This is a genomic window from Pseudoxanthomonas sp. LH2527, from assembly GCF_022539275.1.
Classification (GTDB): Bacteria; Pseudomonadota; Gammaproteobacteria; order Xanthomonadales; family Xanthomonadaceae; genus Pseudoxanthomonas_A.
Genome location: NZ_JAKZBW010000007.1, coordinates 46,807 through 62,593, shown reverse-complemented (window position 1 = coordinate 62,593; position 15,787 = coordinate 46,807). Strand labels below are relative to the sequence as shown.

Annotated in this window: 13 protein-coding genes; 5 read left to right on the top strand and 8 right to left on the bottom strand. The window is 67.2% G+C overall.

Going from position 1 to position 15,787, the window contains the following annotated elements; all coding sequences use genetic code 11:
• Positions 1–1,025, bottom strand: a 1,025-nt coding sequence (locus MMG85_RS05870) for a Calx-beta domain-containing protein (protein ID WP_241045181.1), incomplete at its 3' end; no start/stop codon positions are given.
• A 411-nt stretch (positions 1,026–1,436) separates the two neighbouring features.
• The gene (locus MMG85_RS05865; protein ID WP_055938945.1) at positions 1,437–2,186 is read right to left on the bottom strand and encodes a GntR family transcriptional regulator; all 750 of its coding nucleotides are present in this window, start codon (positions 2,184–2,186) and stop codon (positions 1,437–1,439) included.
• Positions 2,187–2,310: 124 nt separating this feature from the next.
• On the opposite strand from MMG85_RS05865, the gene zwf reads away from it, so the two are divergent.
• The 4 genes from zwf to MMG85_RS05845 all read left to right on the top strand — a co-directional run bounded on the left by zwf (position 2,311) and on the right by MMG85_RS05845 (position 7,329).
• Positions 2,311–3,789 (top strand): glucose-6-phosphate dehydrogenase, encoded by a 1,479-nt coding sequence (gene zwf, locus MMG85_RS05860; RefSeq protein WP_241045180.1) that lies wholly within the window; start codon positions 2,311–2,313, stop codon positions 3,787–3,789.
• Between the two features lie 88 nt (positions 3,790–3,877).
• The gene (pgl, locus tag MMG85_RS05855; protein WP_241045179.1) at positions 3,878–4,591 is read left to right on the top strand and encodes a 6-phosphogluconolactonase; all 714 of its coding nucleotides are present in this window, start codon (positions 3,878–3,880) and stop codon (positions 4,589–4,591) included.
• A gap of 166 nt (positions 4,592–4,757) precedes the next feature.
• Positions 4,758–5,276: a c-type cytochrome gene (locus tag MMG85_RS05850; protein ID WP_241045178.1), complete on the top strand. Its 519-nt coding sequence runs from the start codon at positions 4,758–4,760 to the stop codon at positions 5,274–5,276.
• 328 nt (positions 5,277–5,604) lie between these two features.
• The gene (locus MMG85_RS05845) at positions 5,605–7,329 is read left to right on the top strand and encodes an ExeM/NucH family extracellular endonuclease (RefSeq protein ID WP_241045177.1); all 1,725 of its coding nucleotides are present in this window, start codon (positions 5,605–5,607) and stop codon (positions 7,327–7,329) included.
• A 132-nt stretch (positions 7,330–7,461) separates the two neighbouring features.
• On the opposite strand, the gene MMG85_RS05840 is transcribed toward MMG85_RS05845, so the two are convergent.
• The 6 genes from MMG85_RS05840 to MMG85_RS05815 form a co-directional block, all read right to left on the bottom strand.
• Entirely contained in the window at positions 7,462–8,007 is a 546-nt protein-coding gene (locus MMG85_RS05840) for a DUF1697 domain-containing protein (protein WP_241045176.1), read from the bottom strand.
• A gap of 41 nt (positions 8,008–8,048) precedes the next feature.
• The gene (locus tag MMG85_RS05835) at positions 8,049–8,294 is read right to left on the bottom strand and encodes a hypothetical protein (protein ID WP_241045175.1); all 246 of its coding nucleotides are present in this window, start codon (positions 8,292–8,294) and stop codon (positions 8,049–8,051) included.
• A gap of 5 nt (positions 8,295–8,299) precedes the next feature.
• Complete coding sequence (locus MMG85_RS05830) at positions 8,300–8,542, bottom strand: DUF1653 domain-containing protein (RefSeq protein WP_241045174.1); 243 nt, start codon at positions 8,540–8,542, stop codon at positions 8,300–8,302.
• A 188-nt stretch (positions 8,543–8,730) separates the two neighbouring features.
• Entirely contained in the window at positions 8,731–9,129 is a 399-nt protein-coding gene (locus tag MMG85_RS05825; RefSeq protein ID WP_241045173.1) for a hypothetical protein, read from the bottom strand.
• Positions 9,130–9,276: 147 nt separating this feature from the next.
• Positions 9,277–11,007 carry a gamma-glutamyltransferase gene (gene ggt / locus MMG85_RS05820; RefSeq protein WP_241045172.1) on the bottom strand — a complete coding sequence of 577 codons (1,731 nt, stop codon included), beginning with the start codon at positions 11,005–11,007 and terminating at the stop codon, positions 9,277–9,279.
• 52 nt (positions 11,008–11,059) lie between these two features.
• On the bottom strand, positions 11,060–11,674 hold the full coding sequence (locus MMG85_RS05815) for a tetratricopeptide repeat protein (RefSeq protein WP_241045171.1): 615 nt from the start codon (positions 11,672–11,674) through the stop codon (positions 11,060–11,062).
• Between the two features lie 174 nt (positions 11,675–11,848).
• Here MMG85_RS05815 and MMG85_RS05810 point away from each other — a divergent pair, with 174 nt between their 5' ends.
• The gene (locus MMG85_RS05810; RefSeq protein ID WP_241045170.1) at positions 11,849–15,559 is read left to right on the top strand and encodes an indolepyruvate ferredoxin oxidoreductase family protein; all 3,711 of its coding nucleotides are present in this window, start codon (positions 11,849–11,851) and stop codon (positions 15,557–15,559) included.
• Positions 15,560–15,787 lie beyond the last annotated feature (228 nt).

Below are 15,787 nucleotides of genomic sequence, written 5' to 3'. Positions count from 1 at the left end.
GTCACGATGTCCTGCGTCGAGGTGCCACCGGTCAGTTCCACCGTGTACACCAGGTCAGCGCCTTCCGCCGCCGTCGGCGTGCCGGTGATGTTCACCGTCAGCGTCGGCGCCACGTCCGTGATCGTGCCGGTACCCGACGCGTCGGTCACCGTCACGCCTGCCTGCGATGGCGTGCCCAGGTTGGCGATGACGGTCTCGTTGCCCTCGGCGATCGTGTCGGTCGCCGTTGGCACTGTCAGCGTCGCGGTTGTGCTGCCGGCCGCGATGGTGACATTCACGACATTGGTGTAATCGACACCATTGGTCGCGGTACCGGTATAGGTCACCGGAATGGTGATGGCCGACGTCGAGGTGCCGCCGCTCAGCGTCACCGTATAGACCAGATTGCTGCCTTCAGTGACTGTCGCTGCATCGCTGATGGCAACGGTCAGCTGCTGGACCGGATTGGTCACGGAGGAGGCGCAGCGCGCGGTCGTCGCCGGGCATGTCGCATCGCCGCCACCCGATGCCGTCGCCGTATTGGTGACGCCTGCTGATGCCGTCGTCGGCGTCACGTTGATCGTGAAGCTCGCCGTATTGCCGGGCGCGACGTTTGACAAGCCTGCCGCGACCGTACATGACACGGTCTGGCCGCTGATCGCGCAGCCGGAAGCCGAGTTGATCGTGAAACCGGCCGGTACGGTATCGGTGATGGTGGCCGTCGCCGTCGTGGCGGTGGTGCCGGTATTGCGCAGGGTCAGCGTGTAGCTGGCCGGCACACCGACGGTGAACGGGTTGCCCGCACCCACGCTGGCGACCTTCGTCATCTCCAGTCGGGGCGCCACCACGGCGACATTGACGGTCGAGGTGTTGTTGGTCGTGTTGGTATCCACCACGGTCGCCGGCAGCGTCACGGTGGCGGTGTTGTTGACCTGGGTTTGCGCGAGGGACGGTGCCGCGAACGCGCCACAGAGAGTCAGAGCCCCCACAACAAGGGCAGAGCGGCTCTTCTGGGCCAAACGACGGAATTGAGTCGAGACGTACACGGTGGTCCCTTGCGCTGGATCGGGAGTGAGGCCAGCCGGGACTGCCTCCCCCAAGGCTGTCTTGAAAGTCGCACTGCCCTTCGACCGGCCGGTTTCGGCCTGTCTGAATGGGCATACGTCACAAATCGCGCTTCGTTCCGTGAAGCGGACATCTCTCACACAAAAATGAGACGTCTATTACACATTTACTTTAATTTAACGTCAACTCGTTGGCGTCAACAGGTAAACGCGTGAACTTCATCACAGAAGTTCACGACGTTGACGCCAGAATCCCGCCAGTCCCGACAAAAGGCCCGTGACGACGGACCGGCGGCGCCCCTGATCGCGCATAACAAAGGTCGCCCCGCCGGTCCGGATCAGGACAGGCAGGGGGCGGGAAGGGCGGAAATGGCCGGCCTGGCCGGCGAGGGATCAGTCGCTCTGCAGCTCGGCGACGAAGTCGTAGGCGTCGCCGCGGTAATACGACCGGGTGGATTCCACGACCCGGCCGTCCTCGAGGAAGGCCCGGCGCTCGACCAGCAGGCCGGGCGCTCCGACCGGCAGGTCCAGATGGCGGGCCGCCTCTTCATCCAGGGCCACGGCACGCAAGCGCTGCAGGGCGCGACGCGGGCGGTGCCCGTGCGCATCCAGCGCTTCATATAAAGAGGTGGTGACGCTCTCGGGATCCGGCAGCAGGGCATAGGGCACGAGCGTGCGCTCGATGGCGATCGGGGCGCCGTCCACATGACGGAGCCGATACATGCGCACCACCCCACTGCCCGGCGACAGGTTCAGGGCCATCGATTCTTCGGGGGTGACTTCGCCGACCGAGCGCTCCAGGAACTTCACCTGCGGGTTCAGGCCGCGCTCGCGCAGGTCGTCGGTGAAGCTGGTCAGGCGCGAGAACTGCCGCAGGATGCGCTCGGCGACGAACGTGCCCGCGCCCTGGCGTTGCACCAGCAGACCACTTTCGATCAGTCCGGCCAGCGCCTTGCGAATGGTCACCCGCGACAGGTCCAGCAGCTGGGCCAGGTCGCGCTCGCTCGGCAGCGCCTGTCCGGGCCGCAGCACGCCGGCATCCATCAGGTTCTGCAGCGCGCGACGCAGGCGCAGATAGGCCACGGCGCGAGTGGACTCGCCAGTCTGCAGCCGCTGGTATTCCTCGAGCAGGTTCGTTTGCATGCGAATCAAGATACCAGTGAGGTACCAATCCCGCAACAATTCCCTTACAACCCCAGACCTGTTGGCATCGCCTGGTAACGCGGTGGTATTGTTGGCCCCTCATTCCTGCTGCACCGAGACGCCCGTGACCGCGAAGACCCTGCCCGTCGACACCTTCGATCTCGTCATTTTCGGTGGCACCGGCGACCTGGCGCTGCGCAAGCTGCTGCCGGGCCTGTTGCGGCGCTACGCCGACGGCCAGATTCCCGAAGACAGCCGCATCCTCGGCGTGGCCCGCGACAAGCAGGGCGATGCCGAATACCAGGCCAAGGTCGGCGAAGCCCTGGCCCGCGTCGCCGGCAGCGATGAAACCCTGAAGGCCAAGCTGCCCGCCTTCCTGCAGAAGCTCGGCTACCTGGCGCTGGATGCCACCAAGGACGAGGGCTGGGACGAGTTCGCCGCCCGCCTGCAGACCACCGGCGAGCGCATCCGCGTGTTCTACCTGTCCACCAGCCCCACCCTGTTCGTCGCGATCTGCGACCGCCTGCGCGCGCACGGCCTGAATACCGGCAACGCCCGCGTGGTGATCGAAAAGCCGATCGGCCACGACTCGGCCAGCGCCGCGGTCATCAACGACGCCGTGGGCAGCGCCTTTGCGGAAAAGCAGATCTTCCGCATCGACCATTACCTGGGCAAGGAAACGGTGCAGAACCTGCTGGCGCTGCGCTTCGCCAACATCCTGTTCGAGCCGCTGTGGAACGCCAGCCGCATCGACCACGTGCAGATCACCGTGGCCGAGACCGTCGGCCTGGAGAAGCGCGCCGGCTATTACGACACCTCCGGCGCGCTGCGCGACATGGTGCAGAACCACCTGCTGCAGCTGCTGTGCATGGTGGCGATGGAACCGCCGGCGGCGCTGCAGGCCGATGCGGTGCGCGACGAGAAGCTCAAGGTGCTGCGCTCGCTCAAGCCGATCCGCGGCGAAGACGTCGCCCACCTGTCCGTGCGCGGCCAGTACCGCGCCGGCGCCAGCAGCGGCGCCGCCGTGCCGGGCTATCTGGACGAACTGGGCAAGCCCGATTCGCGCACCGAGACCTTCGTGGCGCTGAAGGCCGAAGTCGACAACTGGCGCTGGGCCGGCGTGCCGTTCTACCTGCGCACCGGCAAGCGCCTGGCCGAGCGCGTGTCCGAGATCGTCATCGCCTTCAAGCAGATCCCGCACTCCATCTTCGAAGACAGCGCCGGCCCGGTGATGGGCAACAAGCTGGTGCTGCGCCTGCAGCCGGACGAGGGCGTGAAGCTGTGGATCATGATCAAGGACCCCGGCCCGGGCGGCCTACGCCTGCAGCACGTGCCGCTGGACATGAGCTTTGCCGAAGCCTTCGGCGTGCACCAGCCGGAAGCCTACGAGCGCCTGCTGATGGACGTGGTGCGCGGCAACCAGACCCTCTTCATGCGCCGCGACGAAGTGGAAGCCGCGTGGGCGTGGATCGACCCGATCCTGGCCGCGTGGGAGACCCAGCGCGACGCCCCCAAGACGTACACCGCCGGCTCGTGGGGCCCCAGCGCCGCCGTGGCCCTGGTCGAACGCGACGGCCGCACCTGGCACGAAGACACCGTCTGACGTCGCCGGCCCCGCCCTGCGGGGCCTTCATCCGGCACCCCGCGCCGGCCTGCCTTCCCCCGGGAAGCCCCCACTCCCGAGACCTGCCATGCCCCCCACCGATCTCTCGCTGCAGATCCAGCTGCACCCGTTCCCGGACGGCGACACCGTCGCCACCGCACTGGCGCAGGCGGTGGCCGACGACCTGCGCGCCGCGCTCGCCGCACGCGGCCACGCCAGCGTCGCGCTGTCCGGCGGCACCACCCCGCGCCGCTTCCTGCAGGCGCTGTCGCAGCAGCCGCTGGACTGGGCGAACGTCACCGTCACCCTGGTCGACGAACGCTGGGTACCGGACGACCACGATCGTTCCAACGCACGCCTGGTGAAGGAACACCTGCTGCAGCATGCGGCCGCCGAAGCCCGCTTCGTCCCGCTGCATCGCGCCACCGCCACCCCGGACGAAGCCCTCGCCGACATCGCCGCCGACCTGCCGGCCACGCTGGACGTGGTGGTGCTGGGCATGGGCGGCGACGGGCATACCGCGTCGTTCTTCCCCGGCGGCGACCGCCTGGCCGAGGCGATGGACCCGGCCACCACCGCCAGGCTCCTGCCGATGCGCGCCCCCGGCGCCGGCGAGCCGCGCATCACCCTGACCCTGCCGGTGCTGCGCGATGCCGGCCACCTCTACCTGCACATCGAAGGCGGCGAGAAGCGCCAGGTGCTGCAGCAGGCGCTGTCGGGCCAGGGCAAGGGCGCCGGCTATCCCGTCCGCGGCGTGCTGCAGGCCCTGCGCGCGCCACTGCAGGTCTACCTGGCGCAGTGACCGCCACGCCCCGGTGTTGAGGCAAAGACGGCCTCACTGCTTATAATGCGCCCTTGCCCGCGGCGTCCCGGCGCCCGGTCCGGCCCGGATCGCGCAGCGCGCTGTCCGTCGGCCCCCGTTTTCGTAGCCATGCACGGCCCTGCGGCCGTGCTGCCAAAGGTGGAAAGTGCGTAACTACGACCTGGAATTCCTCAAGCATTTCTCGATGGTGATCGGCTTCCTGATGCTGGTCACTGCCGGCCTGATCGTCGGTGCGTACTTCCTGCACGACAGCCTGCCGCCGGAAGTGAACCCGAAGGCCGTGCAGATCACCGAGGCGCGCATCGCCCCGGCCGGCGCCGTCTACGCCGGTGAAACCGGTGCCGCCGCCCAGGCGGCCGCGGCCGCCGCGGCCGCCGCCGCTGCTTCGTCCCAAGTCGCCTACGGCGGCACCCTGGACGGCGGCGAGATCTACCAGAACCTCTGCGGCGCCTGCCACACCAACGGCGTGGGCAAGGCCCCGATGCTGACGGCCGCCGGCATGGGCGCGCGCGCCAGCAAGGGTGTCGAGACGCTGTACAAACACGCCATCGAAGGCTTCACCGGTCCGGACGGCGGCATCATGCCTCCGAAGGGCGGCAACCCGGCGCTCACCGACGAACAGGTGCAGGTCACCGTCGACTGGATGCTGGCCAACAGCAAGTAAGGCTTCCGGCCTTCGACGAAACGCCGCCTCCGGGCGGCGTTTTTGTTTGTAGAGCGCCCAGCATCGACGCGAATGTCCTTCTCCCCGCCTGCGGGGAGAAGGTGCCGAAGGCGGATGAGGGGCGAACGAAGACCTATTCCCGTGGTCGAAGGCTGCTCCGCAACATTCGAGGCACCGCGGTCGCCGATGCCGCCGCGGCGCCGTCGCCCCTCACCCGCCCTTCGGGCACCCTCTCCCCGCACGCGGGGCGAGGGGGACGTGCTGGCATCGCATCTACCGTCACCCAATCCGTTTACCCTTGCCGCCTCGCTTTTCCGGTTGCCTCCCGATGACGTCTCCCCGTTCGCTGCTCACCCTCGCCCTGCTCGCCTCGTTGACCCTGCCCGCCTGCGCGGCGACGCCCAAGCAGCGCGTCATGCCCATCGGCCAGGTACAGGGCGAAGGCGCGCGCAGCGCCCTCGATGGCCAGACGGTCAGCGTCGAAGGCGTGGTCACCGGCGCCTTCCTTGAAGGCCTCGGCGGTTTCTTCATGCAGGACAGCGGTGATCGCAATCCGAAGACCTCCGACGCGCTGTTCATCGCCCTGGAAGAAGGTGCAACCCCGCCCACCCTCACCGCAGGCGACCGCGTCCGCGTGCGCGGCATCGTCGGCGAACGCAAGGCCGGCGGTGACGACACATTGACCGCGCTGCACGCCCCGGTCATCCAGCTGCGCGGCAAGGGCAGCGTCGCACCGACCGTGCTGACCGCACCGCCCGCCGACTGGGAAGCGCTTGAAGGCATGCACGTGCGCATCGACGCCCCGCTGACGCTCAGCGGCACGCACACACTGGAGCGCTTCGGCGAACTGATCGCCAGCTTCGATGGCCGCCTGTGGCAGCCGAGCGAACTCGCCGCGCCCGGCAGCACGGAAGCCAAACGCCTCGCCGCCGACAATGCGCGCCGCACCCTGCTGCTGGACGACGGCAGCGCGAAGCGCGACCCCGCCACCGTCTGGTACATGAAGAATGGCCAACCGCTGCGCACCGGCACCGTACTGAGCGGCGTGCAGGGCATCGTCGACCAGCGCCCCGGCGGCTGGCGGCTACAGCTCACCGCCGCCCCGACTATCACCGCGCCGCAACGCCCGGCCGCGCCACAGGTCGCCGGCAACGTGCGCGTGGCAGCGTTCAACCTGGAAAACCTGTTCAACGGCGACGGCAAGGGTGGCGGGTTTCCCACCGAGCGCGGCGCGAAGACACCCGAGCAGTTGAGAGCGCAGCTGGCGAAGCTCACCGCCACCATCCGCGGCCTCGATCCCGACATCGCCGCGCTGATGGAACTGGAGAACGACGGCTACGGCGCCGACTCCAGCCTGGCGCAGCTGGTCGCCGCCCTCAATGCTGGCGGCGGCACCTGGCGCTTCGTCGATGCGAAGCGGGGTCCGGGCCCGGACAGCATCCGCGTCGGCATCATCTACCGCAGCGACAAGGTGAAGCCGACCGGGAAGCCCGCCACGTTGGAGGAAGGTCCGTTCGGCGAACGCAGCCGCAGTCCGCTGGCGCAGGCGTTCGTGCGCGGCAATGGCAAGCCCTTTGTCGTGATCGCCAATCATCTGAAGTCGAAAGGCTGCTCGGAAGCCACGGGCCTGGATGCCGACCAGAAGGACGGCGCCGGCTGCTGGAATGCGCTGCGGCTGGATTCGGCCAGGCGCCTGGATGCATGGCTGAAGACCGACCCCACCCGCACGCGCAGCGACCGCGTGGTGATGCTGGGCGACTTCAACGCCTATGCGATGGAAGACCCGATGCGCTGGCTGCGCCTGGATGCCGGCTGGGTCGATGCGTTCAAGCAGGCCGGTGTCGAGCAACCCTACAGCTACGTCTACAATGGCCTGACCGGCCGCCTCGACCACGCCCTGCTCAGCACGTCGCTGGCGAAGCAGCTGCGCGGTGCGGCCGAGTGGCACATCAATGCCGACGAACAGGATGCGCAGGGCTACGCCGACGGCGATGCATCCGTGCCCTATCGCAGTTCCGACCATGATCCGCTGCTGCTGGGATTCGATCTGTAGGCGGGGCGGCAGCCGGCCCTCTTTCCTGTGGGAGCGACGTCAGTCGCGATGAACCACCGCGGAGGTGTCTTCGCGACTGACGTCGCTCCCTCAAGGCTGCAAAGGTGGGCCGAGGCCCACGCTGCGCATGCACTAGCGCTCGACCTTCTCCACCAGCGCCTGCAGCTTCTGCACGGTGGCCCAGTTGCGCGTGGTCGCCGCCTTCCCCGCCTTGCCCAGCAATGCCTCCGCCGCCTTGCTTTCCAGGATGCCGCTGGCGCAATGCAGGTAGGCGGCTCGTGTTCCGATATGGAACTGTTCCGGCGCCACGACGTGCGGCGCGATCGCCGACATCGCCGCAAGGACGTTAGCGTCCGCCACGAAGGCGACCAGCAGGCGCGAGGGATCATCCGCGGTGTTCGCGAACGGATTTTCCCCTGCAATCAACGCCAGCTCCCTGGCCGACACCACGATGACGGGCACTTCGATACCGAGTCGCGTCGCGATGGCGGCCGAGATGTCGGCGGCCAACTTCTTAGGTGTGCCCTTGCTTGCCTTGAAGACCACGTTGCCGCTGTTGAGCAGGGTGGCGACGTCGGTGTAGCCGAGATCGCCAAGCAGCGCGCGCAGGTCCGCCATCGCGATGCGCTTGGCCTTACCGACATTGATGCCGCGAAGCAGGGCGACGTAGGCGGACATGTCGATGCCGGGGTTAGGGAGGTGTGGAAACGCCGACGCGGTCAGGTCCCGTCGCGACGATCATCGGCGACGCCGCCGAGACACCACGACACAAGACCGACAATTCCCACGCCGATCGGCCAGCCCACATGCAGATCGACATGCCGGTGCAGCTGCGACAGGATCAACGAGGTGACGAAGGCGAGTCCGCCGATGATGCTCAAGGGACCGATCGCGGTATTCCCCGCCCGGTAGAACCGCCCGTCGTCGCGGTTGATCCAGGCGCGAAGTCTCGACAGCCTGCCCATGCCGCTCACTCCTCTGCAGGCTCGACCGGGGCGAACCGCCGTACGGTGCGCTCATCCACCACCACCTCCTCGCAGAACATGGCGTACGGCCGCACCCACAACCCGCCTTCGCCATACAGCGCGCGATACACCACCACCGGCTCCAGCGTCTCGCTGTGCCGCGCCACCGCGACCACTTCGTAGTCGTTGCCCTTGTAGTGGCGGTAGAGGCCTGGGCTGAGTTCGGGAAGTACAGGGAGTGTGGCCATGATGATCTCATCGATCCGTAGGGTAGGCCTTGGCCCACCGATGCGGGCATTGTCCACGAACTGATCCGTAGGATGGGTTGAGCGAAGCGGTTTCCAACGGCAGAGCCGGTCTACCCATCGCCGTATGCTTGTAGATCTGATCCGTAGGATGGGTATCGCTTCGCTCAACCCATCCTAGGCGCGCTTTATCAAGGTTGAGCGAGTGTGATCTCGAACCCTTCATGAAAAGGCGCGACCGGCGGTACAGGGTATTGCTTACCGACCATCTCCTCGACAAAGCAGTTCAGTGCCTTGTCTTTCGAAAAGACCACGAACTCGGATACGTTGCCTTTCGCATCGATCACGGCCACCGCCTTGAAAGCCTCAATCCCGGCCCTCCTCGCGACGCCGGCGCACTTGGCATACAGACCGCGCCAGAACCTGTTGTGGCTGGCGATCAGGCGCTGTTCGTAAGAAGCGCCCGACCAAGTGGCCGTTTCCGCCGCCTGCTTTTCCCAGAGGCTCTCCCATCGTTCGCTTTGGTCATTGCTTCCGGATGCCGGAAAAGCGAACGGCAAGAAAATGCCTGCGATCAACGTGGTGCGCATCGAATAGTCCCCTGTCTCTAAGGTTCAATGGATTCAGATGCCATAGGTTGGCGAGAGCTTGTTAACCCCGACACACGGACCTTTGGCCGCAGCGATGTTGGGGTTCACCCCGTTCACCCCACCCTATGACAGCCTCCGCGCGCCCCCTCAATACCCCGCCGCCTGCCCATCCTTGCGGCTCTCGCTGGCGCCGTAATACACGCCCGTCTTCGGGTCGCGCATGATCGCCTGGTAGCCGCCGTACGGACCGAGCGCCCATTCGACGTGGTGGCCCTTGTCCATCAGCGCGCGCACGGTTTCATAAGGGAACCCGGACTCCAGCTGCACCACGCCGCCGTCGGTCATCGCCTTCGCGCTGCCGACCGGTTCGGTGGAGCCGTCGTGCTGCACGCGCGGGGCGTCGCCGGCTTCCTGCAGTGTCATGCCGAAGTCGACCAGGTTCATCACGATCTGCACGTGGCCCTGCGGCTGCATGGCGCCGCCCATCACACCGAAGCTGACCCACGGCTTGCCGTCCTTGGTGATGAAGGCCGGGATGATGGTCTGGAACGGGCGCTTGCCCGGCGCGTAGCAGTTGGGATGCGGCGTGGCACCGTCGCAACCGTTGAGCACGAACATCTCGCCGCGGTCCTGCAGGATGAAGCCCAGGCCGGTTGGCGCCATGCCGCTGCCCATGCCACGGTAGTTCGACTGGATCAGCGAGACCATCATGCCGTCCTTGTCGGCGACGGTCATGTAGATGGTGTCGCCCTCGTCCAGTTCCTTCGGCGTGCCGGGCTGCACCTCGCGCAGCACCTTGTCCGGCGAGATCAGTTTCGCGCGGTCGCGTGCGTACGGCTTGGAGATCAGCCGCGCGACCGGCGCCGGCTGGAAGGCGGGATCGGCATACCAGCGTGCGCGGTCGGCGAAGGCGAGCTTCTTGGCTTCCACCAGCAGGTGTACATGCTCGGGGCTGCCGAAGGGAATCTTGCTGAAGTCGTAGCCTTCCAGCACGTTGAGCATCTGCAGCGCCGCGATGCCCTGTCCGTTCGGCGGCAGTTCCCACACGTCGACGCCGCGGTAGTTGGTGCTGACGGGCGTGACCCACTCGCCCTGGTGCGCGGCCATGTCCTCGTACGCCAGGAAGCCGCTGTTGGCCTTGAAGTACGCGTCGATCGTGCGCGCGATATCGCCCTTGTAGAACGCGTCGCGGCCGCCATCGGCGATCTTCTGCAATGTGTCGGCGAGGTACGGGTTCTTCCACATCTCGCCGGTGCGCGGCGCGCGGCCATCGATGGTGAACTGCTCGGTGAAGCCGGGGAACTTCGACAGCCTCGGCACCGAGCGCTCCCAGTAGTAGGCGATGGTCTGGTGGACCGGGTGGCCTTCGCGCGCGTAGCGGATGGTCGGCGCCAGCACCTCGCGCATCGGCAGCTTGCCGAAGCGACCGTGCAGCGCGAACCAGCCATCGACCGTGCCCGGCACGCTGACCGGCAGCGGGCCGTGCGCGGGAATGTCGGTGATGCCCTGCTGCCTGAAATGATCCAGCGTCAGCGATTTCGGCGATCGGCCGGAGCCGTTGTAGCCGTGCAGCTGCTTCGTCTTCGGGTCCCAGACGATCGCGAACAGGTCGCCGCCGATGCCGTTGCCGGTGGGTTCCATCAGCCCGAGCGCGGCATTGGCGGCGATGGCGGCGTCCATCGCGGTGCCGCCCTGCTTCATCACGTCCAGCGCGATCTGCGTGGCCAGCGGGTGCGAGGTGGCCGCCATCGCGTGCGGCGCAATGACATCCGAGCGGGTGGCGAAGGCGCGACCGGTGATGCGGTCGGCGGCGGAAGCGGGAATACCGGCGGCGGCGGTCAACGCCGTCGCCAGGCACAGCGAAGCAAGGGTGCGCATCGTGGACAGGGAATGGCGCGCGGTGCGCGCCTTCACCCGCCGATATTACGCGTTACGGCCAGACCGGCGGATTCGTCTGCCAGGCGCCGAGCACTTCGGCCAGCGTGTCGCGGTCTTCCTGGCGCCAGCCGGGCAGCAGGGTGGTGTAGTTGCGTGCGTCGGTCCACAGCAGCGGCTCGGTACGCACGGCCGCGCCGTACCACTGCACGGCCTCGTCCTTGCGCCCCATCTTCCACAACACCAGTGCCAGCGTCGGCGGCACCCACGAGGCCCCGCCCACCACCGCGATCAACGGCGTCCACTGCTGCAGCGCGGCCGGGTATTCGCCCAGGCGATACAGATCCCACCCATAGTTCCAGCTGACCGAACGCCATTGCGTGCCGCCGGTCTGGGCGCTGCCCAGCGCCTGCTGGTACAGCTGGCGGCCAAGATCGACGCGACCGTCGGTCAGCGCGATGTGCGCCAGCTGCGCGGTCGCTTCGATGGTCTTGCGGCCCCGTTCGCGCGCCTTCACCAACTGGTCGACCAGGGCATCGCCCTCGACCCCGCTCACGGCGACCACGGGCACGGCCGCGCGGTCCTCGTCGAAATAGAACTCCTTGGGCTTCGGCACAGTCTGCGCCTGCGCGGAAAACACCACGGATGCCAGCACAGCGGCCAGCAGCATGCACTTACCGGATTTCACGTACGTCCCCCAGACTACCGATAACCCCCGGCGCCCATCCTAACCGCTGCAACGCACAACGGCGGAGTGATGACGGTCACAGAAAAAGCCGCTGTTACAATGCGCGCCTTCACGCCCGAGGGGTTTTCGGGCCACGCCAGCCGCTTTGGGCCCGCCATGACCAGCACCGCCGAACTCACCTCACCCTCTTCCGCCAACATGCCGCAGATCGGGGTGATCGACAGCGACTACACGCTGGAACACAAGTACACCCGCACCGACGGCCGCATCTATCTGAGCGGCGTGCAGGCGCTGGTGCGACTGCCGCTGATGCAGCGCCTGCGCGACCAGGCCGCAGGCCTCAACACCGCCGGCTTCATCAGCGGCTACCGCGGCTCGCCGCTGGGCGGCTTCGACCTGGAGCTGTGGCGCGCGCGCAAGCACCTGGAAAGCGCAGGCGTGAAGTTCACTCCGGGCCTCAACGAGGACCTGGGCGCCACCATGGTGTGGGGCACGCAGCAGACCAACCTGTTCCCCGGCGCCAAGGTCGATGGCGTGTATTCCATGTGGTACGGCAAGGGTCCCGGCGTGGACCGTTGCGGCGACGTGTTCAAGCACGGCAATGCGGCCGGCACCTCGAAGTTCGGCGGCGTGCTGGCGCTGGCGGCGGACGACCACAACTGCCGCAGCTCGACGCTGCCGCACGGCTCGGAAGACGAATTCGTCAGCGCGATGATGCCGGTGCTGAACCCGGCCGGCGTGCAGGACATCCTCGACCTGGGCCTGGTGGGCTGGGCCATGAGTCGCTACACCGGCCGCTGGATCGGCTTCAAGACGATCGCCGAGACGGTGGAGTCGTCGGCCTCCGTGCAGGTGGATCCGTTCGCGCGGCAGATCGTGATGCCGGAAGATTTCGCCATGCCGGCCGGCGGCCTCAACATCCGCTGGCCGAATCCGCCGCTCGACCAGGAAATGCGCCTGCACAAGTACGCGGTGGCGGCGGCGCAGGCGTTTGCGCGCGCCAACGGCGTTGACCGGATCGTGCTGGATTCGCCGCGTGCACGGCTGGGTATCGTCACCACCGGCAAGAGCTATCTGGACGTGCTGCAGGCGCTGGAATACCTGGGCCTGGACGAACAGGCCTGCGCCGACATCGGCATCCGCGTCTACAAGGTGGGCATGACCTGGCCGCTGGAACCGGTGGGCATCACCGAGTTCGCCAAGGGCCTGGAAGACATCGTCGTGGTGGAGGAGAAACGCGCCTTCATCGAGCGGCAGATGAAGGAGTACTTCTACAACTGGCCGGCGAATGCGGGAACGCGCCCGTCCATCGTCGGCAAGTACGACGAGGCCGGCGAGTGGATCCTGCCATCCACCGGCGAGCTGACCCCGGCCACCATCGCCGGCGTGATCGGCCGCCGCATCCAGCGCTTCTTCACGACGGAATCCATCGAACAGCGCCTGCGCTGGATGGAGGAGAAGGAAGCCGAAATGGCGCTGCCGCGCGCCAACTTCCCGCGCGTGCCGCATTACTGCAGCGGCTGCCCGCACAACACCTCGACGGTGGTACCGGAAGGCTCGCGCGCGCTCGGCGGCATCGGTTGCCACTACATGGTCACCTGGATGGACCGCAACACCGACACCTTCACCCACATGGGCGGCGAAGGCGTCACGTGGTCCGGGCAGGCGCCGTTCACCGAGACCGAGCACGTCTTCCAGAACCTGGGCGACGGCACGTTCTTCCACTCCGGCTCGCTGGCGGTGCGCCAGTCGGTGGCCACCGGGGTGAACATCACCTATAAGATCCTCTACAACGACGCGGTGGCGATGACCGGCGGCCAGCCGGTGGACGGCACGCTGTCGGTGCCGCAGATCGCGCACATGATGCGCTCGGAGGGCGTCGACACCATCGTCGTGGTCAGCGACGACGTGCGCAAGTGGAGCAAGCGCGAGCTGTTCCCCAGCGGCGTGGAGTTCTTCGACCGCGCCGAACTGGACGACGTGCAGCGCCGCCTGCGCGAGGTGAAGGGCGTCTCCATCCTGATCTACGACCAGGTCTGCGCCACCGAGAAGCGCCGCCGCCGCAAGCGCGGCAAGCTGCCGGATCCGGCCAAGCGCACGATGGTCAACACGCTGGTCTGCGAAGGCTGTGGCGACTGCGGGGTGAAGAGCTTCTGTGTGTCGGTGCTGCCGAAGGAAACCGAGTTCGGCCGCAAGCGCGAGATCGACCAGTCGAACTGCAACAAGGACTTCCGCTGCGTCGACGGCTTCTGCCCCAGCTTCGTCACCGTGCACGGCGGCACGCCGCGCAAGGGCAAGAAGGCGAACGCCGCCGACCTGCTGGCCGCGCTGCCGGCGCCGACGTTCAAGTCCGACCTCGACCAGCCCTGGAACATCCTCATCACCGGCGTCGGCGGCACCGGCGTGGTGACCATCGGCGCGCTGCTCGGCATGGCCGGCCACCTGGAAGGCAAGGGCGCCAGCGTGCTCGACCAGACCGGCCTGGCGCAGAAGGGCGGCGCGGTGACCACGCACATCCGCATCGCGCGCACGCCGGAAGACATCCACGCCGTGCGCATCGCCGCCGGCGAGGCGGACCTGGTGCTGGGCTGCGACATGGTGGTGGTCAACGACTACTGGGTGCTGTCGAAGGTGCGCGGCGAGCGTTCGCAGGTGGTACTGAACACCTACGAGGCGATGCCGGGCACGTTCACTACCCACCCGGACATGCAGTTCCCGGCCAACGACATCGTCGCCGGCGTGAAGGTCGCCCTCGGCGGCCGCGAGCCCATGCTGGTCGACGCCACCCAGGTGGCGACCGCGCTGATGGGCGACGCGATCGCCAGCAACCTCTTCATGCTCGGCTACGCCTGGCAGCAGGGTCTGGTGCCGATCTCCTACGACGCCATCATGCGTGCGGTCGAGCTCAATGGCGCTGCCATCGAGATGAACAAGACCGCCTTCGCCTGGGGTCGTCTGGCGGTGGTCAATCCGCTCGCCGTGCAGGAAGCCGCCGGCCTGATCCACAACACCCAGACCGAGAGCGAACGCACGCCGGGCACGCTGCAGATCCTGCCGCCGGGCGAGTGGGAAAGCACCGAGTGGGGCGCCAATGCCGCACCGCGCAACCCGGGCAACGAGAGCGAGCTGCGCGGCCTGCCGGACAAGGGTGCGGGGAGCGGCGACAACGTCGCCTTCCTGCCGCTGGACGACCTGCGCCTGTCGCGATCGCTGGACGAACTGGTCGCGCGCCGCTCGGCCTTCCTCACCGAGTACCAGGACGCCGCCTACGCACGCCGCTACACCGACCTGGTGGCCAAGGTGCGCTCGGCCGAGAACATCAAGGCGCCCGGCTCAACGGCGCTGACCGAAGCGGTGGCCCGCTACTTCTTCAAGCTGATGGCGTACAAGGACGAGTACGAAGTGGCACGCCTGTACACCAGCGGCGATTTCCAGCGCCGCCTGCAGCAGCAGTTCGACGGCGACTATCAGGTGCACTTCCACCTGGCGCCGCCGCTGTTCGCCAAGAAGGACGCGCACGGCCGCCTGATGAAGAAGGAATACGGCCCGTGGATGTTCAAGGCCTTCGGCCTGCTGGCGAAGCTGCGCTTCCTGCGCGGCGGCACCTTCGACGTGTTCGGCTACACCGACGAGCGCAAGGGCGAGCGCCAGCTGATCGCCGACTACGCCAAGACCATCGATGAGCTGCTGGCTGCGCTGGACGCCGACAAGCTTGGCCTGGCGGTGGAGATCGCCAGCATCCCCGAGCACATCCGCGGCTACGGCCACGTCAAGGAAAAGCACCTGCACGCCGCCAAGGCGCGCGAGGCGGAACTGCTCGGCCTGTGGCGCAACCCCAGGTCGCTGCACATCGTGCAGGCGGCATAACAACAAAACCCCGCTTCCGCGGGGTTTTTGTTTGCGTAGCGTGCGCCATGCGCACGACCTCATGATCCTTCCGGCAACTCGTGGTCGTGCGCATGGCGCACGCTACGCACATGAATTCGCTCAATCGCTGTGGGAGCGACGTAAGTCGCGAACGCTGCCGTGGAGAAGCCTTTCGACACGGATCACGGCGGAAAAATGCGGATAAAGCACATCAGACATTCGTTTCTG

What these genes read in the sequence shown, in the direction of transcription:
- MMG85_RS05865 (WP_055938945.1), bottom strand. Translation starts at nt 2,186, where the DNA reads ATGCAAACGAACCTGCTCGAGGAATACCAGCGGCTGCAGACTGGCGAG.
- pgl (WP_241045179.1), top strand. Translation starts at nt 3,878, where the DNA reads ATGCCCCCCACCGATCTCTCGCTGCAGATCCAGCTGCACCCGTTCCCG.
- MMG85_RS05845 (WP_241045177.1), top strand. Translation starts at nt 5,605, where the DNA reads ATGACGTCTCCCCGTTCGCTGCTCACCCTCGCCCTGCTCGCCTCGTTG.
- MMG85_RS05840 (WP_241045176.1), bottom strand. Translation starts at nt 8,007, where the DNA reads ATGTCCGCCTACGTCGCCCTGCTTCGCGGCATCAATGTCGGTAAGGCC.
- MMG85_RS05835 (WP_241045175.1), bottom strand. Translation starts at nt 8,294, where the DNA reads ATGGGCAGGCTGTCGAGACTTCGCGCCTGGATCAACCGCGACGACGGG.
- MMG85_RS05830 (WP_241045174.1), bottom strand. Translation starts at nt 8,542, where the DNA reads ATGGCCACACTCCCTGTACTTCCCGAACTCAGCCCAGGCCTCTACCGC.
- MMG85_RS05825 (WP_241045173.1), bottom strand. Translation starts at nt 9,129, where the DNA reads ATGCGCACCACGTTGATCGCAGGCATTTTCTTGCCGTTCGCTTTTCCG.
- ggt (WP_241045172.1), bottom strand. Translation starts at nt 11,007, where the DNA reads ATGCGCACCCTTGCTTCGCTGTGCCTGGCGACGGCGTTGACCGCCGCC.
- MMG85_RS05815 (WP_241045171.1), bottom strand. Translation starts at nt 11,674, where the DNA reads ATGCTGCTGGCCGCTGTGCTGGCATCCGTGGTGTTTTCCGCGCAGGCG.
- MMG85_RS05810 (WP_241045170.1), top strand. Translation starts at nt 11,849, where the DNA reads ATGACCAGCACCGCCGAACTCACCTCACCCTCTTCCGCCAACATGCCG.